The following is a 26434-nucleotide window of genomic DNA, read 5'->3' on the forward strand; positions in this document are numbered from 1 at the left end:
TGTAAGGATTCAAAGCAAACAATCATGGGAAGAAAAATTCTTGAAATACAAGACTTAACAAGAGAGTTCACGATGGGGGCTGAGATTGTCAGAGCGCTAAAAGGAATCTCTTTTGATGTAATAGAAGGAGAGTTTCTAACCATTATGGGAAGCAGCGGTTCCGGAAAAACAACCTTACTCAATATTTTAGGCTGTTTGGATAAACCAACTGACGGCAATTATTTATTAGATCAGGTGAATGTTAAATCATTGTCTAAAAATGAATTGGCAGCATTGCGAAATACCAAAATTGGGTTTATCTTTCAATCGTATAATTTATTAGCTCGAACATCCGCAATAGAAAATGTAGAACTTCCATTATTGTACAATTCTAAAGTATCTACAAAAGAAAGAAGAGAAAAAGCAATTCATGCCTTAGAAGCTGTAAAACTAGCCGATCGTCTGGACCATTTTCCCAATCAGCTTTCGGGCGGGCAACAACAAAGAGTAGCAATTGCAAGAGCACTGGTAAACGATCCGGTTATGATCCTGGCCGATGAAGCGACAGGAAATTTAGATACAAGAACCTCGTATGAAATCATGGCTTTAGTTCAGGAATTAAATACACAAGGAAAAACAATAATATTTGTAACTCATGAGCCAGATATAGCAGCCTTTAGCAACAGAACCGTGATGCTTCGGGACGGAAGAATCATGAAAGATTTTACTAATCCAAACATAAAATCGGCCAAACAAATGCTGGCAGATTTTCATGTAGACGAAGATTATAAATATGAAAATAGCTAATCTTTTTCTGATCGCCCTAAAAGCACTGCGTCGTAATAAACTTAGAGCATTACTAACCATGCTTGGAATTATTATCGGAGTGGCTTCCGTAATTGCAATGGTGGCCATTGGACAAGGATCCAAAAAAAGCATACAGGATCAATTGTCCAGTATGGGATCAAACATGATTACAATTCGCCCCAACAGTAATGTGAGTGCAGGAGCCCGTTTAGACATATCCAGTGTGCAAACTCTTACACTTAGCGATGTAGAAGCCCTTAAAAAAGAATCCAAACATCTCAATGCAATTTCACCGGCAGTATCCAGTAAAGGGCAAGCCATCAATGGCGCACTCAATTGGCCTACAAGCATGCAGGGAGTTAGTGTTGATTATCTAAAAATCAGGGACTGGCCAGTAAAAGAAGGAATTGCCTTTAGAGAATCTGATATACATACTGCAAATAAAGTGTGTCTCATTGGGCAAACAGTAGCCGATAACATTTTTCCCTATGGGGTAAATCCAATCGGTCAAATAATCCGCTTTAATAAAATTCCTTTCAGAATTATAGGTCTCCTCGAATCAAAAGGTGAGAATGCATTCGGACAGGATCAGGACGATGTGATTATTGCGCCCTTTACCACCGTGCAAAAAAGAATAACAAACTCTATTTATTTGCAGAATATTTATGCTTCAACTGCTGATGAAAGTCAGACTCAGTTGGCAACTGATGAGATCGAACAAATTATGCGAACGGCACATCGACTGAAAGCCAAAGACGAAGATGATTTTTCAGTACGAACACAGGCTGAATTAATCAATACTTTTAGCTCTACAAGCCAGCTACTGACCGTATTATTAACGGCAATTTCCGGAATTTCATTATTAATTGGCGGTATCGGAATTATGAACATCATGTACGTGTCGGTAACCGAGAGAACCAAAGAAATTGGACTGCGAATGTCAATTGGAGCAAATGGAAAAGATATTCTATTGCAATTTTTAGTCGAAGCCATATTAATTAGTCTCACTGGCGGATTAATCGGGATAGTAGTGGGAATAGTTGCTTCTGAGCTGATACAGTTTTTTCTGCATTGGCCCACTTTAATTTCAGAATCTTCTGTAATTCTTTCCTTTTTGGTTTGTGCTATTACAGGTATTTTTTTCGGATACTATCCTGCATTAAAAGCATCGAGATTAGATCCAATTGAAGCTTTACATTTTGAATAGAAAAAAAGTATTAAAGGCTGTCTAATAGTCAAACAGGTAAGTTTAACGTAAAATTGACTTGTAACTGACAACAGAAAAAAATAATTTTAAACTATAAAAAGATATAAACTGTGAGTACAACAGAATTTCTAACCCGACTTATAATTGCACTGTTTGCCGGACTAATTATTGGTTTCGAAAGACAGTGGCACCACAAAGAAACCGGTTTAAAAACCAATATGCTGGTAGCAACAGGAGCAGCGGCATTTGTTTTATTATCGATTAAAGTGGCTGCGACAGCACCCAATATCGATGTAACCCGTATTACAGCTCAGGTCGTTATGGGAGTTGGTTTTTTAGGCGCCGGAGTTATATTTAGGGAAGGGCCCAATGTACACGGTTTGAATTCTGCAGCGACCATATGGTGCAGTGCTGCTATTGGCTGTATTGCCGCATCAGGTTATTTCATAGAAGCGCTAATTTGCACATTCCTGGTTACAATTGTCAACACAGTTCTCGAACCAATCGAAAGATGGCTTCGAAATCGAAAATAAAGACCAATTTTAACTGTTTGTTAGATTTAAAATGTGAAATGTGCCAGATCGTAATACCTCATGATAATTTTCGCACACTTCGTGATTAAAAGCAGCACATGAGATAGTTTGTAGTTTTCAGTCTCAGTCTCAGTCTCAGTTTACAGTTTACACATCCTACGTTTCACAGTAAACGCAACTTAATTCTACAGTATATACATTCCAGAAATCACATCTCGCATTTCACATTTTACAGTGAACATAATTCATAATTCAAAACTCCCTCTCCTCACCACTTATTCCAAACAAAGTACTATTTATTACATCATTACTGCTGCTTGTTAATTATGAGTAATTAGCGGTAAATGAGTGTGTTAAATTTGTATCTGAATTTAAAGATGGAGTAAATATGAGGAAGATAATTTGGAGTGTTATTTGGTTAGTTCCGGCAGTCGTAATGTGCCAGACAGGTGCCCCAAAACACCGTACAGACACACATAAAGAAATGTCTGTTATAGCATCACATTTAGATCTAATTTGTAAAAGTAAAGAAATAATGATACCACGAACAACATTAAAAAGCAGATTTGACAAGTCTACGGTTGTAGGCAGAGATACCAAATTCATTTTGGTTTTTAATACAGCAAAAAATCAGGAAATTTTACCGGGTTATTATTATTGGTACGAAAATAAATGGAACAATTTGAAAAACCTGACCGAAGAAAACGGTTTGCCAAAAGATAATGGAAAAGCAGGAGATCTCTTCTTTGACTATTCTACAAAAGATGTGTACTTTTATAATGGATCGATGTGGCTTTCAATGACAACAAGTGACGAAACCTTTTATGAGGCTGTATTTGAAAACAAAAGTGGTGTTTTAAAATATAAGAATAGTGTAGGAGAAAAGGTTGTGATTAATCTTCCTCAGTTAGTGCCGAACTTTAATTACCCAAAAACAGTTTCATTGAATGCAGGAAAAGAAACCCTTAATTTTATAGACAGCAGCGGAAGACTCACCGTTCTGAAACTGGATATTCTACTGGCCAAAAGCCAAAATACAAATTTAACCTCAACATTTTAAGTAAAGCCAATTCATAAGAATCTAATAATTATATTATACCCGACAGGTTTTAAAACCTGTCGGGTATATTTTTTTATAAATGATTTGTATATCTATGAAACGTTAGATGTGAAATGCAAACTGAAAGACAGGACCATTATCAATTATCAATTAACAATTATCAATTATCAATTATCAATTATCAATTATCAATTATCAATTATCAATTATCAATTATCAATTAACAATTATCAATTAACAATTAACAATTAACAATTATCAATTATCAATTATCAATTATCAATTAACAATTAGCCATTATCAATTGTCAATTGCAATTTACATCTAACACACTTTTGTTTTGCTATTACAAATAAATGTATTAATTTTGCAGTCCTTTTGGCAAAGAAGAGTTTCCTTTAGGTATCAACTATTTATGTAAAACAACTTCTGTATTTTCTACTGCTTTATGAAACTCGAGAGAAACAGAATACAAATTTTTTATCAGCATGTCTGAACAATTAAAATCACAAGAAGAGTTTTTAGCAAATTTTAACTGGCATAACTTCCAAGAAGGAATTGATGCAGTTGATGAGAAAAACTTATTAGAATTCGAAGAACTAGTTTCAAAAACTTTCATCGCTACAGATCAGGAAGAAGTAGTAGAAGGTGTAGTTGTTAGAATTACAGATAGAGACGTTATCGTTGATATCAACGCAAAATCGGAAGGTGTTATTTCTTTAAACGAATTCCGTTACAACCCAAACTTAAAAGTAGGTGACAAAGTAGAAGTATTAATCGACATCCGTGAGGACAAAACAGGTCAATTAGTATTATCTCACAGAAAAGCTCGTACTATTAAATCATGGGATAGAGTTATTGCTGCAAACGAAACAGGTGAAATCGTTAATGGTTTTGTAAAATGCAGAACTAAAGGTGGTATGATCGTTGACGTTTTTGGTATTGAAGCTTTCTTACCTGGATCTCAAATTGACGTTAAGCCAATTAGAGACTACGATGTATATGTAAACAAAATGATGGAATTCAAAGTGGTAAAAATTAACCACGAATTCAAAAACGTTGTTGTATCTCATAAAGCACTTATCGAGGCTGATATCGAAGTACAGAAAAAAGAAATCATCGGTCAATTACAAAAAGGACAAGTATTAGAAGGTGTTGTTAAAAACATTACTTCTTATGGTGTGTTCATTGACTTAGGTGGTGTTGACGGATTAATTCACATTACTGACCTTTCTTGGAGCAGAATCAACCACCCAAGTGAAGTTCTTGAATTAGACCAAAAATTAAACGTTGTAATCCTTGATTTCGATGATGAGAAAACAAGAATTCAATTAGGATTGAAACAATTAAACGCTCACCCATGGGATGCTTTAGATGCTAACTTAACAATTGGTGATAAAGTAAAAGGTAAAGTAGTTGTAATCGCTGATTACGGTGCTTTCATCGAAGTTGCTGAAGGTGTTGAAGGTTTAATCCACGTTTCTGAAATGTCATGGTCTACTCACTTACGTTCTGCTCAGGACTTCGTGAAAGTTGGAGATGTTGTTGAAGCAGTTATCTTAACTTTAGACAGAGACGATCGTAAGATGTCATTAGGTATCAAACAATTGACTCAAGATCCATGGACTGACATTACTTCTAAATACCCAGTAGGTTCTAAACATACAGGTATCGTTAGAAACTTTACAAACTTTGGTATTTTCGTAGAATTAGAAGAAGGAATTGATGGATTAATCTACATTTCTGACCTTTCTTGGACTAAGAAAATCAAACACCCATCTGAATTTGTAAATGTTGGTGAGAAACTTGATGTAGTTGTATTAGAATTAGATGTTGAAGGACGTAAATTATCTTTAGGTCACAAACAAACTACTGCTAATCCTTGGGATCAATACGAAGATTCTTTCGCTGTAGGAACTATCCACAATGGTGAGATTTCTGAAATCGTTGACAAAGGAGCTACTGTAGAATTCGGAGATGATATCGTTGCTTTCATTCCAACTCGTCACCTTGAAAAAGAAGACGGAAAGAAATTGAAAAAAGGGGATACTGCTGATTTCAAAGTAATCGAATTCAACAAAGAATTCAAAAGAGTAGTAGCTTCTCACACTGCTATCTTCCGTGAAGAAGAAGAGAAAAACGTGAAAGCTGCAACTGAAAATACTTCATCTGCATCTACTACAAATGCACCAGCTGCAACTTTAGGAGATAACAATGATGTATTAGCTGCTTTAAAAGCTAAAATGGAAAAAACAGAGAAAAAATAATTCTTAGTTTTCTCTAAATAGAAAGTCCCACAGTAATGTGGGACTTTTTTTGTTCCGGTATTTTTGAAAGAATAAATTTTAACAGAAAAAGTTGTGTTATAGGTTTGAAAACTTATTTTTGTATGAAAATACCACCTATGAAGAAACTCTACTTTTTAGTTCTTGCTTTATGTTTTTTTAATGCTTTGAAAGCGCAAAATGTGAATATTCCCGACAAACGTTTCAAGGATATGCTCCTTAGAACTCCGGGTATAATTAACAACATTGGAGTTTTTAAAGATTTAGAGGGAAAGCCATTAAAAATTGATGCGAATAATGATGGCGAAATACAGGAGAGCGAAGCTTTGCAGGTGAGCTACATAGATGTTCACGGTGATGGCGCCAATGGATTTATTCTATCATTAGACGGAATTTCTAAATTTACTAATCTTAGAACATTAATCTGCGACAAACACAAAATTTCGAGTTTGAATATCGCTCCTTTAACAAAACTCGAAACTCTAATTTGTAATAATAATAGAATCAATGCTTTGTTTACAGGGAATCAGACCGAACTTCTTAGTTTAAATTGTTCCTATAATTCCATAAATGGTTTGGATTTAACCTCTTCAACTAAACTTAAAGAGGTTAATTGTGGAAAAAATCCGCTTTATGCATTGGATATAAGCGGATTGACTAATCTAAAAACCTTGGCCTGTGACGAAACGAAACTTAGCTCTTTAAACCTTAACGGTTTAGTAAGTCTTACCTCTGTAAATTGTGAAGAAAACCTTCTGACATCTTTAGACGTGAGTAATCTGGTAAATCTGGAAGCGCTTGATTGTTCCTATAATAAATTAGAAACAATAAAATTTGGAAATTTACCTAAGCTAAAAACTTTATATTGTTATGTCAATCAATTGACTTCATTTCAATCTACCGGATTAGAGAACCTGGAATCATTAAGCTTAAATTATAATAAAATCAATTCGTTAGATTTGAGTAAATTATCAAAACTCGAATTTTTAGGCGCAGCTGGCAATCAGTTAACTGCGTTAAAGTTAACAGATTTGCCAAAATTTGCTTCGCTTCAGGCTGAGAATAATCTACTTCAGGAAGTGGATATAACAAATTGCCCAAATCTTGTCGTTTTGGTTTTGTATAATAATAAATTGATTTCGGTAGATATCAGTCAATTTAAGAAACTGACAAGCTTGAGTCTTGATACCAATCCCGATTTAGTGAGTTTATCTCTGAAAAACGGATCTCCTGATAAACAGCTGTATGCAGATATCACCAAATGCCCAAATCTGAGATACATCTGTACCGATGATTTTAAACTAAAAACAATTCAGGACTTAGTAAATAAGCTTGGATATACAAATTGTAATGTGAACAGTTATTGTTCTTTTGTTCCCGGAGGTGATTTTTATACCGTAAGCGGAACAAGTAAGTATGATGAAAATGCTAATGCCTGTGGTACAGGAGGTATTATTTTTCCGGATTTAAAATTTTCCGTAAAAAGCAGTACGACTAACGGAGAGTTGATTTCTAATAATTTAGGTTCTTATTCTATAGCTGTAGGAGCAGGGAATTACACAATTACACCACAGCTGGAAAATCCGGATTATTATAAGGTAACCCCAACAAGTATTAATACCCTTTTTTCGAAAGAAGCAAGTAGTTCTGTTGTTCAAAATTTTTGCATTACCGCAAATGGTTCTCATCCTGATTTAGAGATCGCTCTTATTCCTGTAGAGGCTGCAAGACCTGGATTTAAGGCAAAATATAAATTAGTGTACAACAATAAGGGAACAATGACGCAGTCAGGCTTGATTAAATTGACTTTTGATGACGCAGTTTTAGAATGTCTTTCTTCAAATCCTTCTTTTAACACCAAATCTGTAAATAATTTAGAATGGAGTTTTGTCGATTTAAAGCCATTTGAAAGCAGAGAAATTGTATTTACTTTGATTACTAACAGGCCGACAGATGTTCCTTCGGTAAACAATGGCGATATTTTAAAATTTGTTGCATCAATTGATTCCGAAAAAATAGATAAAACACCGTTAGATAATATCTTTTACTTAAATCAAACGGTATTGGGGTCGCTTGATCCAAACGACAAAACGTGTTTAGAAGGTTCCGTCATCACTCCTAGTTTAATAGGAGAGTATGTGCATTATCTGATTCGTTTTGAAAATACCGGAACATTTGCTGCAGAAAACATTGTAGTAAAAGACATGATCGATCTGACAAAATTTGATATTGCGACTTTAGTACCAACAAGTTCAAGTCACACATTCGTAACTAAAATTTCAGAAGGGAATAAGGTAGAATTTATTTTTGAAGGTATCAATCTTCCCTTTGATGATGCCAATAATGACGGTTATGTAGCGTTTAAAATCAAAACAAAACCAACCCTAAAAGTAGGAGACACATTTGAAAACGATGCTAATATTTATTTTGATTATAATTTTCCGATTTTAACCAATAAAGCAACTTCTACCTTTAAAAATATAACCTTAGGAACAGAGGATTTCGATTTTGCTACTTATTTTACAGTATTCCCAAACCCTGCGGTTGATGTTTTAAACATTAATACGAATCAGGGTATAGAGATACAGTCATTAACGGTTTACGATATTCTAGGACAATTGGTAATAGCGGTTCCAAATGCAAAATCAGTTTCTACCGTTGATGTATCAAGGCTTACAACGGGGAGTTATTTTATAAAAGTGAAATCAAACAAAGGAAATTCAGGTTTTAAGTTCATCAAAAATTAAAAAAATCAATATAATTAAGAAGAAGTCCCACAGCAATGTGGGACTTTTTTTTTGTTTTAAAGTGAAGTTCATTTTTTCTGAATTCTGTATTATTTCGACTCGGGAATAGTCGTGATCGTGTTTTACGATCAAATGTTTTATAATATTCATATTGGCTGCAATTTTATATTCGTATTAGATATAGCTGTGGATTTTGCCTGATCTTCAACTTTCGAGCCTGCTTTTTTTATCTAAAAACTAAAAAGTTTCTAAGGTTATGAAGGAAGTAATTGGATGAATTTGCAAAAGAGTTTTTTCAATTTAAACGAGGATTATTAAAATTTATAATGACCACTTGTTACAGCATTAGACCACTTATAACACAATAGATTATGAATGACCATATTGAAGCTATTTTTGAGTAATATTCTTGTTAAAGATTGGTTTTGAGAGGTGTTTTTATATCATCTACTTTGAGCTTTCCTGCTTTATATCTTAACTATCTGTCAGAAGAATTAATGCAAAATCAGTAAAAATTTTTAAAACAAAAGCCAGAGAAAAATGAAGAATACATTATTTAATTTATTTATTAGTTTATTGTGCTTATCGCCATTAGCAGGGTATAGTCAGACAAGTACACCTTCAGATTGTGGAGTACCAAGTGGAGGAATTACGCTTTCGACAGTTGAAGCACAACCAGGAGAAACTATTGATTATTGGATAGAATCTAAAAATATTCCTAAAACTTATCAGCCAAGTCCTATTTTTACGGGGCTTCCTGCTGGTAGTTATAATTATGGTTTTAGAAGATCATCCGCTTCATCTATGACTGAATTCTTTGGAGGTACATTAGTAGTAACTAATATTCCAATTCCACCCCCAACGGGTCCCCTTGTGCAGAAATTTTGCGCTGCCAACAATCCTACAATGGCTAGTTTGGTGACCAATGAACCGGGAGTTATTTGGTACAATGCGCCAACCGGCGGAAGAGTAATTCCACAAACAACGATGTTACCTGTAGAATTATCAGAAGATTATGATAGTATTGTGGCTCTGTTTTGGGGCGCTTTAAGGGTAGGTACTTGCGAGAGCACTACACGATTTCAAGTAGAGGTTAATATAGGAGTTCCTAAAACGCCAGTAGGCGCTGCAGTACAGGTGTTTTGTAAAGCTAGCAAAGCTACAGTAGCAAGTTTAGTGACCAATGAACATGATGTAATTTGGTATGATGCAGCTGTTGATGGAAATGTTATTACCTCCTCGACTCCTTTAGAAAACAATAAAATTTATTATGGGTCTTCAAAAATTGGAACTTGTGAGAGTTCAAAACGTTTGGCAGTGACGGTAAGTTTAAGCGATCCGCAAACTCCAACAGGTAATGCAACACAGGAATTCTGTAAATCTGCGAATGCTACTGTGGCAAGTCTGGTAACGAATGAAACAGGAGTGACTTGGTACGATGCGGTTACTGCAGGCAATAAATTGGCTTCTACAACCATATTAACTAACGGAACAGTATATTATGGTTCACTAAAAGTAGGTACTTGCGAGAGTCCAACAAGATTGACAGTAACGGTAACAATCAGTGATCCTCAGACACCAATAGGAGCTGTAAATCAGGAATTCTGTAAATCTGCCAATGCTACCGTGGCAAGTTTGGCAACCAATGAGAGCGGAGTTACTTGGTACGATGCGGCTACTGCGGGAAATGTAGTGAGTTCAACAACAGCTTTGGTAAACGGAAGGACATATTACGGTTCGCTAAAAGTAGGTACTTGTGAGAGTCCAACAAGATTGACAGTAACGGTAACAATCAGTGATCCTCAGACACCAATAGGAGCTGTAAATCAGGAATTCTGTAAATCTGCCAATGCTACCGTGGCAAGTTTGGCAACCAATGAGAGCGGAGTTACTTGGTACGATGCGGCTACTGCGGGAAATGTAGTGAGTTCAACAACAGCTTTGGTAAACGGAAGGACATATTACGGTTCGCTAAAAGTAGGTACTTGTGAGAGCCCAACGCGATTGGCAGTAACGGTGACAATCAGCGATCCTCAAACACCAACAGGAGATGCAACACAAGAATTTTTGAAAGCGGCGAATTCTACAGTGGCTGATTTGAAAACTAACGAACCAGATGTAGTTTGGTACGACGCTTCGGTTGACGGTAAACTTATAGATTATAAAACAGTGTTAACCGATGGAAGTATTTATTATGGGGCTTTAAAAGTGAGTACGTGTGAGAGTCCGGCCCGTTTGGCGGTAACAGTTAGTATGAAAACCCTGGGAACTCCGGATTTCGAATTCTCTAATTATTTTACTTTATACCCGAATCCGGTATCAGATGTTTTGACCATTAAAACAAAACAAGACGCAGAAATACAATCGTTAGAAGTTTATGATATTTTTGGCCAGTTGGTAATAGCGGTTCCAAATGCGAAATCAGTTTCTACGGTTGATGTTTCAAGGCTTACAACGGGGAGTTATTTTATAAAAGTGAAATCAAACAAAGGTAGTTCCGGAGTGAAATTTATTAAAAAATAAGAGTTCAATTTAAAGTAAAACAGCCGTCTCAAAATAATTTTGAGACGGCTGTTTTTTTATGGAGTATTGTTAGATTTAATGCAGAAAAACTTAAGAGTAAATTTTAAAGGGATTACTTTGAAGCTAATAATTTTTCTTCTTCTGGAGTATAATAATCAACAATAGAATAGGAAGTTATACCTGTAATTTTCATTTCGTCTATTATATCAACCAAATTGCCATAACTGGATTTTTTGCTTGGTTTTATTATAACTGTCATTCCTCGTCCAGGTTTACCTAAAGCAGCTGAATATTCCAGAACTGTTTTATTTCTGCCAAATAATTCTCTTCTGATTCCATTTTTACCATATTGCATCTTTTTTGGAGCAACAATGGGAGCAAATATTAATCCTGAATAGATAATGATTTTGTTGTTTTTGTCTAAAAGTACAGTAGTCAAACGGTTTGTATCTGGGTTAAAACAACTTCCCATAAAAGATTCATCAGGACAATCTGGAGTATAATATTCAATTACTTTGGGCTTCGATAATTCACCAACAACCATAAAAAATATAATTAGCAAAAATGAAACACTTACCATAGCGGTTAAATCAACTTTTGCATTTAACTTTTTACTTCTTACTTTTTTTGGAAGATTTTGCATAATAAATTGGTTTTGATTCTAAAGTTATAAAAATATATTGAACTGAAAACAGTTGATTAAAATTGATTTTAAATAATAGGATTGATGTTTCATAAACAGGTAATTCCACCTGTTCTGTACAGAATTTTTTGATGTAATTTAGTACAGTTTTAAAGTGCTGAAAATCCTGGTATTTTACAGAGAATCAGTCGAATAATCGATTGTTTTTTCTGACAGCTTAATTCCTCTAATCTATTAATCATTAAACCTCATTTATTATGGATATAGTAACCGATCTCACCGCCGAAGCAATATCCTATCTGACTCTTTTTCAGGATATTTTAAAAAGTAATCCTAAGAACACTTTTCCTAAAGCCCTTTTAGAAAAAGATTCATGGAAGAATCTCAGGAACGAGAATGAAAATCAATATCAATATCAATACGGTATAAATGAATTAACTCCCGGACAGATAGATGAAATAACAGATTTAGTCTGGCATAGTCCTGATAAGCATGGAGATAAGAATTTGACAAAAATATATTTGGATATACTCTATGATCTTTTAGGTTGGCTAGCTGATAATATTGATGAGAGGTACATGGATAAACCTGAATCAAGTGAACTGTTGTTATTCAGAGTACCTTTTTTTTGGAGACAGCGCATACGGACAGCGCTGTACAAAGAAAATTTGGGCAAACGAAAAGAACTGTCAGCAGCACTTCGGTACATGCCGGTACAAGTGGTTCAGGCAATTACAGGACAGAATAAATCAGCGTATGAGATTCGTCTTTATCAATTTTATGCCGCAGAAGATAAAGTATACGATTACTCAGAGATTCTAAATGATGATGATGCTAAGAAACATAAGGATTGGTGGAATGAAAACGGAGAGCAGGCTCTCACTTATCTTACTGATGATAAACAGCTTCTTGAACAGTTGCTAAATAATAAGTCTACAAGAAAAATCAGAACTGAGTTTCCATTGCCGTTTGAAACCTTATTTAATGATGAACTGGATGAGATAAGGGAAGCCCGTAAAAAGAGAAGTGAGGAATGGCAGGCATCGACAACAAGTGATGATAGTGTATATGAGAACCTGTTAAAAATAGCCAGTAGTGAATCGAAAGTCCGCGATCCCATGTCAAGAGCTACTGATATGAAGCTTATCGGTCTTGCTTTTTCCGGTGGAGGTATTCGTTCGGCTACCTTTAATCTTGGAATACTCCAGAAATTGGCAAGTCTGGATGTTTTAGAAAAAATCGATTATATTTCTACGGTATCAGGAGGTGGGTATATTGGTACCTGGTATACCTCCTGGATCAAACGCTCCGGATCTTTTAGTAAAGTTACAGATCAGTTATGTCCGGATAAATCGTCCGACCCTTTTGCCGATGAAGTCCGTCCTATACGCTGGCTTAGGATGTTTAGTAATTATCTTTCTCCAAACGTAGGTATGATGTCGCCGGACGCCTGGACATCCGGAATGACGTGGCTGAGGAATACCCTTGTCAATCAGGTATTGTTATTATTGGTGTTGTTAACTGTTTTTTCTACCATTTTAGATCTTTATAAAGGCTGGGAAATACTGGGGTTATTCTTTAAAGGATTAGAAAAGAAGGATGAAATTCCGTTTTTCTGGCTGAATACTGTAATGCTCTCAATTGGAGCACTAACTGCAGCTTTTGCCATGAGATCCTATTATAAAATTAAGCGGAAAAGAAAAGTGGCACGGGCAACAAAAATTTGGAATATTCTTAATTTAGATATACCCTTTCTCACAAAGGTATCAAGTGTTTTGCCTTATTTACTCATAATCTGGACAATTATCTGTGCCTTTTTGGTTAGCACATTTATGTTTAATATCAGTATCGACGAAATTTGCCGAAAGCATGAAGATCTTTACGGATGGTTTATTTACAATATATCACTTCCGGGATTTATCGCATTGATTTTTGTTGCAATATTGGGTAATTATCACAAAAGATACGATCTTATTCAGTTGGGAAAAGCAAATGTAGTAACAGAAAAGGCATCTGACGAAGAAAATAAAGAAGCTAAAAATGAAGCAACTAAAACCGGATTTGTAAACTGGTTTACCATAATATTAATAATATCTTCAGCTATTGCTGCGGTGGTTTTAAGTATATTGCTTTATCTGTTTTGGAAAAATTATGAATCGATACTTATTCCGATTAGAAATTTCAATCCGAAAGTATGTTCAGATAAAGTAATGCTGTTGCTTGGACTACCTATTGTTCTTGAAATTTTTTCTCTTGCCATAATAACAAGGATGGCTATATTGGGTAAAATGTTTCCCGATTATCGTCGGGAGTGGTGGGGAAGAACCGGGGGTTATATAAATCGTTTTGTGCTTTTCTGGGTTATTATTTGCTTTGCAGTATTTATTATGCCCGATTTATGGGACAGTTTCAAAGCTAAAGATGCTTTGATTATGCTACCCATTACGGGAGGTTGGGCCGGAGTAGTGGCCTGGGGAGTAAAAATAGCATTTGCCTCCAAAGGTGACGAAGATCCAAAGAAGACTAATAGTTATGTAAACATTGTTGTTAAACTTGTCCCTTTTATTTTTATGATTGGTGTACTGCTTATCGGTTCGGGTATAATAAACCTGATAAGAATAGGGAATAGTGATTTTGTAAATCGTCTCACCACAGTAGGATTAGCGCTAGTCACGCTTTTCTTGAGTTGGCGTGTTGGAGTTAATGAGTTTTCGCTTCATCATTTTTATCGCAACCGTCTTATAAGAGCTTTTATGGGAGCTACGCGTAGCAGGGAAGACCGTATTAAAACTGCAAATGCATTTACGGGCTTTGATACAAATGATGATATATTACTATCGTCTATGAAGGTTGAAGACGGTTATTTTGGTCCGTATCCTATTCTCAATACCGCACTTAATGCCACTGTCGTTTCGGCATTGGACCGCCAGGATCGTAAAGCAGAATCGTTTGTATTTACACCCTTGTATTGTGGCTATGATTTTAGTCCGACACGCCCGTCTACGTATGATGTGGATCATGTGTATGAATATGGTTATCGTCCTACTAATAAGTTTTCTAATGAAAAAGGAGGACCAACTATCGGGACAGCAATGGCTATTTCAGGGGCAGCGGTAAATCCGAATTGGGGATATCATTCTTCGGCGCCTATGGCTTTTTTATTGACAATCTTTAATGTCCGCCTGGGATGGTGGATTGGAAATACGAGACTTAAGAGATGGAAAGATTCTGATCCAAGAGGAGGTTTGCTGTACCTAATTCATGATTTGACCGGAAAATCCGATATCAATATGGACTATGTATGTCTTTCAGACGGAGGACATTTTGATAATATGGGATTGTATGAACTTATTAGAAGGCGTTGTCATCATATCATATTAGGAGATGGTGAACAAGATCAGGATGTGGCTTGTGAAGGTCTGGCCAATGCCATTAGAAGATGCCGAATTGATTTTGGTGTGGAGATTGTTTTTGAAGACTTTAAAGATATTACGAAACTTGCTGAAGAGGATAAAAAGAAGCATGTCATCAAAGGAGAAATCACTTATCCAGGTATAAAAAGAAAAGGAACGTTAATCTATATAAAAGCCGCATTGACGGGGGATGAGCCCATTGACATACGGGAATACGCTCTGGCTAATCCTGATTTTCCACAGCAGTCCACGGCAGATCAGTTTTTTGATGAAGCACAATTTGAAAGTTATCGTAAGTTGGGGTATCATTCTATAAAAAATATACAAGAATTGGGGCTTACCTAAATCAAACGATTCTCAGAAAAAATAATGATTTAAGATTAATGTATTTAAATTAAAAGGGAAGGAAGTTCGATTTTTTATAAAAAATATTTCATTTCTAAAGCCTTGTTATTTAGCGGATTTTGAAAAATATTCAGTATAATATTAGTTTTTTTGAAGATGTATTAAAAACCAAAACTAGTATTATCGCGTAAATGAGCTTATAACTTAAAATATTAATTATGAAAACTAGAAATTTTTTAGCCGTAGCAATCCTGGTATTAGGATTTGGATTTTCATCATTTGCGCAAAAAACCGTAATGGTTGGAGGAGCTGCAATGTATCCTACTAAAAATATTATTGAAAATGCCGTTAATTCAAAAGACCACACGACATTAGTAGCAGCTGTAAAAGCAGCCGGATTAGTAGAAACCCTTGAAGGAAAGGGACCGTTTACTGTTTTTGCCCCAACAAATGCAGCATTTGAAAAATTACCAAAAGGAACTGTTGAAACATTATTGAAACCAGAAAACAAAAAAATGCTTCAAAATATCCTGACTTACCATGTAGTAGCAGGAAAATGGAATGCTTCAGGTATTGCAAAAGCAATTAAAGAAGGTAAAGGAAAAGCAACTATTAAAGCAGTTAACGGTGGTACACTGACAGCCTGGATGAAAGGAAAAGATTTATACCTTACTGACGAAAGCGGAAACAGTGCTAAAGTTACTATTGCAGATGTAAATCAGTCAAATGGTGTAATTCACGTAATTGATACGGTATTGTTGCCAAAAAGTTAATATAATTTTTAGACAGCAAGTCTTAAACCCAATTCTTAAATTCCAAATTCTAAATTCCAACTTTCAAATTGGTATTTGGAATTTGGAATTTGAATTTTTGTGATTTACCTCTTTGCCATTAAAGTTGACCCCGCCGAAGCAATTACAACACATATAACGGCTAAAATTTCATAAAAATTTAAATGTTCCTGCAAGAAAATAAAAGCGCAGATAGCTGCGGCAGCAGGCTCTAAACTCATTAAAATACTAAAAGTACGAGGAGGGAGTTGACCCAGAGCTTTCATCTCGAGTGTAAATGGAATGGCACTGGATAGAAGAGCCAGAGCAACACCCATCCCAAAGAGTTTAGGCGTAAGATTTACCAATCCGTTTTCATAGATACCAAACGGTAGAATTAAAATGGCTCCGAATAGCATTCCGGTGGCAACAGCTTCTCCACCATGCATAATTTTAGAAACTTTTCCGCCCAGAACAATGTAGGCAGCCCATAAAGCACCTGCAAAAAGAGCAAATAAAACACCTATAGGATCAATTTGGTCATTTGACCAGGGAGCTATTAAAACTATTCCAATTCCTGCCAGTACAACCCAGCAATAATCAAGTAAACGCTTCGAACCGACAATGGCAACCAGTAGCGGACCTATAAATTCAAGTGTCACTGCCAGACCAATCGGGATTCGTTCTATTGCACTATAAAAAACTAAATTCATAGCGCCAAGTGTCAAGCCATATGGAAGAACAATTCTCCATTGTTTTGGAGTAATTGCTTTTAAATTGGGTCTGTATGCTAAAAGTAATAGGACAGCCGAAATTCCAATTCGCAAAGAAGCTGTTCCCGCAGCACCTATAGTTGGGAATAAACTTTTTGCAATGGCAGCCCCACACTGAACACTTATAATTGCCAGAAGCACAGCGTAAACAGGGGGGATATTGAATTCTTTATTTTTCATGGAAATGTAATGGAGAGAAAAACGGCAAATATATAGCCGATAACCAAAGACGGTTAGTAGAGCTTTGAAGAGATTTTTTAGAATACTATCCTAAAGCTCTTTTGGTAACATAAGCACGGTAACCAATAACAGCCATCTGCCATTTTTTTGCTTTCGTAATGTCCAGACCTTGTTTCGTAAAACTCGGTAACAGTATTTTGTTGATTCGGGCTAAAATTTTGTACATGAGTGCTTAATTTTTTGCAAAGATATAAAAAAAAGACTTTGCGGTCAGGCAAAGTCTTTTAGTTTGATTTTTAAGTATTTATAGTGTTTTGAAGTAAAGCCGAGATTATGATTTTCTGCTTTCTTTCTCAAGCTTTTTCATTTCTTTTTCGTGTCTCTTCATTTCTTTTTCATGTTTTTTCATGTCGACTTCATATCGTAGCATATTTTGCTCATGTTGTTTCATGTCTTCTTCGTACTGTTTCATATTGATGTCGTACTCTTTAGAATCTTTACCGTATTTACCTTCTATATCCTGAGCAAACTTATCCATCTCAGCACTAAATTTATCCATCGCGGCCTCATATTTTTGCATCTCTTTCTCGTAGCTGGAATTCTTTTGTCCTAAGAATTCATTTATTTGTTTTTCATAAGCAGCTATCCCGGGTTCGATAGATTTTATTTTCTTCTCATATTCGGCCATATCTTTTTTAAATCTAGCCATGTCAGCTTTACTGCCTGGATTCATTGGTGGCATTGGAGGCATGGGAACGTCTAATGATGGCATTTGCGGCATTGCTCCAATAGGAAATGACGGTGGAGTTGGAGGAGTTGGAGGGGTTGGAGGCGCTAGAGGGCCACCATCTGTATCATTGATTTCATCTCTTTCTGCAACCTGATTTCTGAAAATTCGGGGTCTGCTTGGAGCATCATCCGTTATTAAGGCTACATTCTTGGAACCGTTATTTTGGGTTGATACCACAATTCCACAGCCTTTAATCGCTTTATTGCTTTCAATGTGAATGGTTTGTGTTTTTCCATTTTGTCTTTTCACGTCCACTTTAATGGCGGTCAGTTCATTTTCACTGTTTCTTTTTACATCCGAAATAACAACATCAACATTGTGTTTTTGTTTAAGATCTTCTGCAATTTTTTTAAGTTCCTGATCTGTAGTGTTTTTTTGGATTTTAATAACATCGGTTGAGTCATTTTTTTTGATGATCCCTTTTGATTCTCTAACTTCTTTAGCTTCTTTTTCTTGTGCGATGGTTTTAATTTGGAATAAAAAGATAAAAGCAGCTAGTGCCGGAATGATGGCATAATACTTCCAGTAATTCCATTTCTTTGATTGATTTTTGTTTAACATGACAATTCGTTTTTTGATTAATGATTGATAAAAATGATTGGTGATTGCAACACAGCTTTCGTGTGCTGTTATTTTTAAAAGCGTGTATTGATACGCTTTTTTGTCGGTTATTATTTTGGCAGCCTCACTGTCGGCAATAAATTCAAGGTTTTGAAGAATTGCTTTTTTGTATAGCCAGATAAAAGGATTGAACCAGAATAAGACGCAAAATACTCTAGAGATTAAAACATCCATCGTATGATTTTGGTCGCTATGTACCTTTTCGTGTTCAATAATACTCTCTAATTCTGATGCGGTATACATTGATGAGTTGTATACGATATAATCAAAATAAGAAAAAGGAGCGATGTTTTCGTTGATATCGACAAATTTGAAATCGGCCTGCTGCAGTACTTTTTTACCTTTTAGAACAGAATTAAGACTATAAAAGTCAATCATGAATTTTATGACCAAAGCCAGAAATCCGATACCATACACAGCCAGTACAACATAATTCCAATTAATTTCAAAAGGATCTTCTGCTACAGCAGGAGCAACATAGGCTTTCGAATAATCCATTGCAGCAATTGTTGCTTTTGAGGCAGCCATTACTGGAGCCTGAACAATAGGAGCGGGTTCTATCCATATAATTTTGGTGTAAACTAAAAAAGGTAAAACAACGGAGGTAATTAATCCTGCCAATAAGAACCATCGGCTGCTGTTAAAAAAGGTTTCTTTGCGTAATAAAAAATAATAAGCACAATAGAACAATATTACCAGTCCGCTTGATTTTGCGATAAAAATGAAAAAGGCTTCCATAACTAACTATTTTTTCTTTTAGGGAGTTTCGATCATGACTAAGATTTCTCGTAATTCTGCTGCCGAGATTTTTTCTTCTTTGGCAAAAAATGAAACCATACTTTTATAAGAGCTGTTAAAATAATTATCGATAGCAGTATGCATGAACCCTTTTCGATATTCTTCAATACTCACGAGTGGGTAGTATTGATGTGTATTTCCAAAAGCGCTATGACTTACATAGCCTTTTTCTTCCAGATTACGAACAATTGTAGATAAAGTGTTGTAATGTGGCTGATCTTCTGTGATCTCTGCCTGAATTTCTTTTACAAAAGCTTTTTGAAGCTTCCATAAAATGTGCATGATCTCCTCTTCTTTGTTGGTTAGCTTTTGCATTTTAAGCTTTCCTATTGATGTGTTTCGATTTCGATTACACCGTTAGACCCTTTTTCTCCATATTTAGCAGTTGCTTCACTTCCTGTAAAAACGCTCATTTTTTTAATATACTTTGGTTTAAGGTCTTCCAGGTTATAATTGGCAGGCATTTCAACTCCGTCAACGATGGTAAGTTTAGGCCCTTTTGTGCTGGCTTTACCTGATGTTGAAACAATAATTTTGCCATCACTATTTGAAGTAGATACGCTGGTTGTTCCGTTATCATCAGTAATTACAGTAGTAGTGCTAGTATTTGTACGAGTATTGCCAGTAATTTTTTCGTCAGTACCAGAATTAGTGTTAACATCTTTACTTTGTTTAAGGATTACTTTTTTGTTTTTTACTTTTTTGGATTCTTTGTGGCTTTCAGAATTAGTATTTTCATCAGCAGTCTGAATGCCAATTTTTTTGCTGCCATTCGTGTCCGTTGTAACAATTAATCCAAAATCTTTAATGGCATCATTTCCTGAAGTCTGAACAGATTGTGCTTGCTGTTTACCATTTTTAACATCAATTTTAATTGATATTAATTCGTTATCAGCATTTCTTTTTATCTCAGAAGCTTTAAATTCAATGTTATGAATTGATTTCAATTTTTCTTTGATTTCTTTTAATTCAGCATCTGTCGTATTTTTTTTGATTTTGTAAACATCTACAGATTCTGTTTTTCCTGAAATTACCTTTGCCGTTTGTTGTTTTTCTTTGGCAATTACTTCGATTTGAAACAATAATACAAATGCGGCAAGTACCGGAACTATTGCTCCAAATTTCCAGGAATTTCTTTTCTTTGATTGATTTTTGTTTAACATAATGATTCGTTTTTTGATTAATGATTGATAAAAATGATTGGTAATGGCAACACAATTTTCATGTGTTGTAATTTTTAAAAGTGTGTACTGATACGCTTTTTTGTCGGAGATTTTTCGTGCAGCTTCACTATCGGCGATGAATTCCAGATTTTGAAGAATTGCTTTTTTATACAGCCACATGATCGGGTTGAACCAAAAGAGAGCACAAAATACTCTGGACAGTAAAACATCTACAGTATGATTTTGTTCACTATGCACCTTTTCATGCTCGATAATATTTTCTAATTCCGAAGGCGTATACATTGATGAGTTGTATACGATATAATCAAAATAAGAGAAAGGGGCAATATTTTCGTTGGTATCGATGAATTTAAAATCGGCTTGCTGTGTGATTTTTTTTCCTTTCAGAACCGCATTTAAACTATAAAAGTCAAAGGCAAATTTTAAAAGTAATCCTAGAAGTACTATAACGTAGACTGAAAGCAGCACCAGATTCCAGTTGATTAAGGGAGCAGTATTTTCGATAAGCGCCGGCTGGTAAACAGTTGTATAATTCACATTGGTTACGGGAGTAGGGTTTACCCACACAGTTTTAGAATATACCAAAAAAGGCAACACTACTGAGGTAATCAAACCAGCCAATAAAAACCATCTGTTGCTGTTAAAAAAAGTTTCTTTGCGCAGTAAAAAATAATAAGCACAATAAAACAATATTAATAAACCACCGGATTTTGCGATAAATAAGAAAAGTGCTTCCATAAACAATTATTTTTCTCCTTTTGGATTTTCGATCATGTCTAAAATTTCACGTAATTCTGCCGCCGAAATTTTCTCCTCTTTAGCAAAGAATGAAACCATATTTTTATACGAACTATTAAAATAGTTGTCAATTGCCGTATTCATATACTTTTTACTGTAGGCCTCTAAAGTAATGATTGGATAATATTGATGTGTGTTTCCAAAAGCATTGTGAGCCACAAATCCTTTCTCTTCCAGATTACGCACTATAGTCGATAAGGTATTGTAGTGGGGTTGATCTTCTGTTATTTCTGCCTGAACTTCCTTTACAAAAGCTTTTTTAAGCCTCCATAAAATATGCATGATTTCCTCTTCTTTGTTCGTTAACTTTTGCATGTTTTCTAATTTTAATTCAAACCTACAACTATTTTTCTAGTTACGCAACTATAAAAATAGTTATTTAACTAAAAATTACGTTTTGAATATCTTTTAGAGGCATTAAAGTTAGTTTAAAATTAAGTTTAATGATTTGTTTTATAGGTTTTTAACATGGTTTAAGGGGGGGGGGTAAAATGCACTCGTAGATTTAAAGTTTTAAAAAAAGTGAAGGAAACAATCGATTTTCTTCAAAGGGTTAAATAAGAAGGATTAGGGAAACATCCAAGAGAATTATTGGACTTTGATCTGTAAAAATTGTTTTCATATATAAACAAACCCGACAGGTTTTTGAAACCTATCGGGTTTAATAAACGATAAACGATAAACGATATAAGGAGAGTAAGTTTTTAAGATATTTTCTCCCTGACCAATGCCTTTTTGATCCAAAGGCAGCATAAAGTGGCAAAAACTCCAATAGAAGCCATGAAAAGCCAATTGATTTGGTATCCGAATCGGGAGATGATTTCGAATCCTACTTTTGCACTTACAATATGGGCAAGACTAAAACTCATAGTATAAAGTGCCATATAACGGCCTTCCTGTCCGCGTGGTGCCCGGCTTAGGGCAAAAGCATTTGAGAAAGGGAAGTTGAGAATTTCTCCAATCGAGAAAAGAATCATACTGATTATCAGAATCCATGCCCAAACATTAATCAACAGTAAAAAGAAACTCAGGGCTATAATGGAAGATCCAAGTGTGATAATTTTTATTTTAGGAAAGCCTTTTCTTTCCATAAAAGCAACAGTTGGCATTTCCAAAGTAAAAATAAGCAACCCGTTTAGTGTCATTAAGAGTCCGGTCTGAAACGCACTTAAACCAAATTTTTCATTATGATACAGCGGTAAAGTGGTAAAAAGCTGGAAGAATATGATAGCCGTCGCGAAACACACAAACAAGAAAACCCAAAAGATTTTGTCCTGAAAAACCGATTTTTTAACTTCGGTACTTTTGATTTTATCTTCGTGTAGTATTTTTTTCTTCTCTTTAACCAGTATAGCAAATATCGAAATGGCGATGATACATGATGCACCGTCTACCCAAAATAAACCTGAATACCCCATGCCCATAATAATCAAACCTCCTAATGCAGGACCTGCCGCAAATCCTAAATTAACGGCAAGACGCACCAAACTAAGGGCGCGCGTTCGGTTTTCAGGTTCAGAATAGGCGCCAAGCGAAACATACATCGCCGGACGAAACATATCGGCAATGGTCATTAAAGAAAATATCGCGATGCAAAGCGTCCAGAAATGGGTAACATATTGAATAAGGAAAAGGAAAACTCCACTAGTAAACAAACTAAAAATCATGATTTTGTAAAACCCAATTTTGTCTGTTAATTTTCCACCCAGCCAGGAACCTAACATTGATCCGAAACCAAAAGCCACCATAATCCAGCCTACCTGATTATAAGTAAAATGTAAATCTTCTTTTAAATATTTGGACAAAAATGGAAGTACCATGGTTCCGGCACGATTGATAAAAGTAACAATAGCAAGAATCCAAATTTCTCTCGAAAAACCTTTAAAATTATTGATGTAGCGGCTAAAAGCGGTTTTAAGCATTATAAATAAGTTATTTGCAACAAAGTTAGTAAACTTTGTATGGATGAGCGGTTGCTGCTTTGTTACTTTTGAACTATTTTTGCTCAAAATTTCTAAGATGAAAAATAGTATAGTTTTTTTAGTATTGTTAGCGATTAATTTTTGCCTGGGACAAAGTAAATTTAATCAAAAGGAAAGTGAAAAGTTTCAAAAGACAATAAATTCAGAATATGCTAATGCTAAGACAAGTCCATTAATGGCAGAAGATCTGAAAACCTTTAAAAGTTTAGATTTTTATCCCATAAATGCAAAGTATTTTGTGACAGCAAAATTGGAGAAAGCACAAAACGAAAAAGTTTTCGAAATGAAAACGACCGGAACAAGAACGCCAAAATACATTAAGTACGGGACTTTATATTTCACAGTTGATGGAGTTGCCCTTAAATTGAATGTTTACAGAAATATAGAGCTTTCGAAAACGAAGGAATATAAAGATCACCTATTCTTACCATTTTCAGATTTAACCTCAGGAAAAGGAAGTTACATTGGAGGTAGATATATTGATTTAAAAGTCCCAAAAGGAAACACAATTGCAGTTGATTTCAACATGGCCTATAATCCGTATTGTGCTTATAATCATAAGTATTCATGTCCGATAGTTCCTTTGGAAAACGATCTGAATGTAGAAATCAAAGCAGGAGTTAAAGCATTTCATTAAATGGAATTCTTTAATTTTCATACTCATCAATTTAAAAATCAAGCCAATGTGCTGGAATTGGTCAATCAATACCCACAGGAGTTTGATGCTTCGATTCCGTTTTATTCCATGGGAATTCATCCCTGGTACATAAAAGAGGATCAAATTGATGCTGAATTGAAAATTATAGAAGAAAAATTGCAATCGAATAATTGTCTGGCTATTGGTGAATGCGGCTTAGACAAACGAATCGAGATTCCGTTGGATCAACAAATAGTTGTTTTTGAAAAGCAACTGGCACTAGCGGAGAAGTATCAAAAACCGGTTGTCATCCATTGTGTTGCAGCTTTTCAGGAAGTGATTGCGATGAAGAAGAAAATGAAAGTTTCGGTTCCGATGATTGTTCATGGTTTTTCTAAAAATGGTCAGATTGCTGCGCAGCTGATTAAAGACGGATTTTATATTTCGTTTGGAAAATATCTTTTGCGAAATCCGGATTTGAAAACTGTTTTTCAGACTGTTCCCAATGATCGCTTCTTTTTGGAAACCGATACGATAGAAGAAAGTATAGAGCAGGTTTATGATTTAGCTTCACAATATAAAGGTTTAACCATTAAGGAATTGCAAAAGATTGTGTCAAATAATTTCAATGCTGTTTTTGGGGAAAGTAATGAGAATTAAGGTTCCAATTACGTTCTCGACTTCGCTCGAACTGACCAACGTAAAACTTGAAACCTGAAACTTGAAACAAATAACCTGAAACCTGAAACAAATAAAAAAATAAACAAAAATAACAAGATTAACATATGGCAGAGTGGACAGAAAGAGCCGAGCTTTTATTTACGAAAGAAGGATTGCAAAACCTACAAAATTCCAATGTGTTGGTAGTAGGTTTAGGAGGAGTTGGATCATTTGCAGCTGAGTTTTTGGCAAGAGCAGGAGTAGGAAGTATGACTATTGTTGATGGCGATGTAGTGGATATTACAAATATTAACAGACAGTTACCGGCTTTGCACTCCACTGTTGGTCAACCTAAAATTACGATCGTTGGAGACCGATTAATGGATATCAACCCAGAGTTGAAACTAACAAGAGTACAAGAGTTTTTGTCCCCTGAAAGAGCTTTTGAGATGGTTTCTTCTGAGTTTGACTATGTGTTGGATTGCATCGACAGTATTACACCAAAATTGAATCTGATCATTGCTGCAAAACGTAAAAGAGTAAAAATCATCAGCAGTATGGGTGCGGGCGGAAAAATGCTGGCTTCGAAAGTAAAAGTAACTGATATTTCAAAAACAATAAACTGTTACTTCTCTAAAACAATCAGAAAGCGCTTAAAAGCCGAAAAAATAAACAAACTAAAAGTAGTTTTCTCCTCTGAAATTCAGGACGAGAAAAGTTTAAAACTAACAGACGGAAAGAACTTCAAAAAATCATTCTACGGAACCAACAGTTATATGCCGGGATTATTTGGTTTACATGTTGCTGAAACGGTGATTCGTCATTTGCTGAAGAAGGAGTAGAAAAGGTTCTAAGATACTGAGGTTCTGAGGGACTAAGTCTTAAACAGATATGTTTCAGAAAAAAACTCAGAACCTTAGAATCTCAGTACCTTAGTACCTTTAAAAAAACCTTAGAACCTTAGTAACTCAGAATCTTAGTATCTTAAAAAAAATGATAAAAACAGTAATCTTCGATATGGATGGTGTCATTGTAGACACTGAACCTGTACATCGTTATGCCTATTACAAACAATTTACCGAACTGAATATTACAGTAACGGAAGAAATGTACACTTCGTTTACCGGATTTTCGACGCGAAATACGTTTCAGACGTTAAAAGAGCTTTTTCCAACAATTGAGCACGAAGTTGAAGATTTAATCCAACGAAAAAGGAATATTTTTAATGATGCTTTTGATACCAAAGAAGATTTGTACTTATTAGAAGGCGTTGAAGATTTGATAAAAGATCTATACGCCAACGGAATACAGTTAATTTTAGCTTCTTCGGCTTCAAAAGTAACGATTGAACGTGTGTTTACCAGATTCAATTTGCACCAGTATTTTACCGATATTGTGAGTGGTGAAGATTTTCCGCAATCTAAGCCAAATCCGGCCATTTTTGTACATGCGGCTTCGCTATCGAAAGCTCCGAAAGAAAACTGTATTATCATTGAAGACAGTACAAATGGAGTAAAAGCAGCAAAAGGTGCTGGCGTATATTGTGTGGGGTATAATAGTCATCATTCGAAATTACAGGATTTATCAGATGCCGATTTGATTATCAATCACTTTGCCGAGCTGAACGCGCAAAAAATATCACAATTAGACGCTTGAATTAAGTTAAATTTAACATTTATTCGCTAATTGAATTTGTAAA

Annotated in this window: 21 protein-coding genes; 13 read left to right on the top strand and 8 right to left on the bottom strand. The window is 35.2% G+C overall.

What is annotated here, in order from left to right; genetic code table 11:
• Positions 1–24 precede the first annotated feature (24 nt).
• The 7 genes from M4I44_RS14540 (at position 25) to M4I44_RS14570 (ending at position 11141) form a co-directional block, all read left to right on the top strand.
• On the top strand, positions 25–786 hold the full coding sequence (locus tag M4I44_RS14540) for an ABC transporter ATP-binding protein (RefSeq protein ID WP_035747104.1): 762 nt from the start codon (positions 25–27) through the stop codon (positions 784–786).
• Positions 773–1993 carry an ABC transporter permease gene (locus tag M4I44_RS14545; RefSeq protein ID WP_017498663.1) on the top strand — a complete coding sequence of 407 codons (1221 nt, stop codon included), beginning with the start codon at positions 773–775 and terminating at the stop codon, positions 1991–1993. The genes M4I44_RS14540 and M4I44_RS14545 overlap by 14 nt, the downstream gene beginning before the upstream one ends.
• 110 nt (positions 1994–2103) lie before the next feature.
• Complete coding sequence (locus M4I44_RS14550) at positions 2104–2526, top strand: MgtC/SapB family protein (protein WP_017498662.1); 423 nt, start codon at positions 2104–2106, stop codon at positions 2524–2526.
• A 388-nt stretch (positions 2527–2914) separates the two neighbouring features.
• On the top strand, positions 2915–3586 hold the full coding sequence (locus M4I44_RS14555) for a hypothetical protein (RefSeq protein ID WP_249965150.1): 672 nt from the start codon (positions 2915–2917) through the stop codon (positions 3584–3586).
• Positions 3587–4074: 488 nt separating this feature from the next.
• Positions 4075–5853, top strand: a complete 1779-nt coding sequence (gene rpsA / locus M4I44_RS14560; RefSeq protein WP_017498660.1) for a 30S ribosomal protein S1 — start codon at positions 4075–4077, stop codon at positions 5851–5853.
• 122 nt (positions 5854–5975) lie between these two features.
• The gene (locus tag M4I44_RS14565; RefSeq protein WP_249965151.1) at positions 5976–8618 is read left to right on the top strand and encodes a T9SS type A sorting domain-containing protein; all 2643 of its coding nucleotides are present in this window, start codon (positions 5976–5978) and stop codon (positions 8616–8618) included.
• A gap of 540 nt (positions 8619–9158) precedes the next feature.
• Positions 9159–11141 carry a T9SS type A sorting domain-containing protein gene (locus tag M4I44_RS14570; protein WP_249965153.1) on the top strand — a complete coding sequence of 661 codons (1983 nt, stop codon included), beginning with the start codon at positions 9159–9161 and terminating at the stop codon, positions 11139–11141.
• 112 nt (positions 11142–11253) lie between these two features.
• On the opposite strand, the gene M4I44_RS14575 is transcribed toward M4I44_RS14570, so the two are convergent.
• Positions 11254–11784, bottom strand: a complete 531-nt coding sequence (locus tag M4I44_RS14575) for a biopolymer transporter ExbD (protein WP_249965154.1) — start codon at positions 11782–11784, stop codon at positions 11254–11256.
• A 257-nt stretch (positions 11785–12041) separates the two neighbouring features.
• On the opposite strand from M4I44_RS14575, the gene M4I44_RS14580 reads away from it, so the two are divergent.
• Both M4I44_RS14580 and M4I44_RS14585 read left to right on the top strand, forming a co-directional pair.
• Positions 12042–15542 (top strand): patatin-like phospholipase family protein, encoded by a 3501-nt coding sequence (locus M4I44_RS14580; RefSeq protein WP_249965155.1) that lies wholly within the window; start codon positions 12042–12044, stop codon positions 15540–15542.
• 218 nt (positions 15543–15760) lie between these two features.
• Positions 15761–16315 (top strand): fasciclin domain-containing protein, encoded by a 555-nt coding sequence (locus M4I44_RS14585; RefSeq protein WP_249965156.1) that lies wholly within the window; start codon positions 15761–15763, stop codon positions 16313–16315.
• 104 nt (positions 16316–16419) lie between these two features.
• Here M4I44_RS14585 and M4I44_RS14590 read toward each other — a convergent pair whose 3' ends face one another.
• The 7 genes from M4I44_RS14590 to M4I44_RS14620 form a co-directional block, all read right to left on the bottom strand.
• The gene (locus tag M4I44_RS14590) at positions 16420–17265 is read right to left on the bottom strand and encodes a DMT family transporter (RefSeq protein WP_249965158.1); all 846 of its coding nucleotides are present in this window, start codon (positions 17263–17265) and stop codon (positions 16420–16422) included.
• Positions 17266–17350: 85 nt separating this feature from the next.
• Positions 17351–17491: an SsrA-binding protein gene (locus M4I44_RS14595; protein WP_070907978.1), complete on the bottom strand. Its 141-nt coding sequence runs from the start codon at positions 17489–17491 to the stop codon at positions 17351–17353.
• Positions 17492–17596: 105 nt separating this feature from the next.
• On the bottom strand, positions 17597–19414 hold the full coding sequence (locus M4I44_RS14600; RefSeq protein WP_249965159.1) for a M56 family metallopeptidase: 1818 nt from the start codon (positions 19412–19414) through the stop codon (positions 17597–17599).
• A gap of 18 nt (positions 19415–19432) precedes the next feature.
• Positions 19433–19789, bottom strand: coding sequence for a BlaI/MecI/CopY family transcriptional regulator (locus M4I44_RS14605; RefSeq protein WP_017498599.1), 357 nt, complete (start codon positions 19787–19789; stop codon positions 19433–19435).
• Positions 19790–19800: 11 nt separating this feature from the next.
• Positions 19801–21396, bottom strand: a complete 1596-nt coding sequence (locus M4I44_RS14610; RefSeq protein WP_249965160.1) for a M56 family metallopeptidase — start codon at positions 21394–21396, stop codon at positions 19801–19803.
• A 6-nt stretch (positions 21397–21402) separates the two neighbouring features.
• A complete protein-coding gene (locus tag M4I44_RS14615; RefSeq protein ID WP_017498597.1) occupies positions 21403–21771 on the bottom strand; it encodes a BlaI/MecI/CopY family transcriptional regulator in 369 nt (122 codons plus the stop codon).
• Between the two features lie 389 nt (positions 21772–22160).
• Positions 22161–23378, bottom strand: coding sequence for an MFS transporter (locus M4I44_RS14620; RefSeq protein ID WP_249965161.1), 1218 nt, complete (start codon positions 23376–23378; stop codon positions 22161–22163).
• Between the two features lie 97 nt (positions 23379–23475).
• On the opposite strand from M4I44_RS14620, the gene M4I44_RS14625 reads away from it, so the two are divergent.
• From M4I44_RS14625 to M4I44_RS14640, 4 genes are all read left to right on the top strand, one after another.
• A complete protein-coding gene (locus tag M4I44_RS14625; protein WP_249965162.1) occupies positions 23476–24075 on the top strand; it encodes a DUF1684 domain-containing protein in 600 nt (199 codons plus the stop codon).
• On the top strand, positions 24076–24735 hold the full coding sequence (locus tag M4I44_RS14630) for a TatD family hydrolase (protein ID WP_249965163.1): 660 nt from the start codon (positions 24076–24078) through the stop codon (positions 24733–24735).
• A 125-nt stretch (positions 24736–24860) separates the two neighbouring features.
• A complete protein-coding gene (locus M4I44_RS14635; RefSeq protein WP_017498593.1) occupies positions 24861–25577 on the top strand; it encodes a ThiF family adenylyltransferase in 717 nt (238 codons plus the stop codon).
• A gap of 151 nt (positions 25578–25728) precedes the next feature.
• Complete coding sequence (locus M4I44_RS14640) at positions 25729–26391, top strand: HAD family phosphatase (RefSeq protein WP_089076023.1); 663 nt, start codon at positions 25729–25731, stop codon at positions 26389–26391.
• The last annotated feature ends 43 nt before the right edge of the window (positions 26392–26434 follow it).

It is taken from the genome of Flavobacterium sp. B183, assembly GCF_023539155.1.
GTDB classification, from domain to species: domain Bacteria; phylum Bacteroidota; class Bacteroidia; order Flavobacteriales; family Flavobacteriaceae; genus Flavobacterium; species Flavobacterium tructae.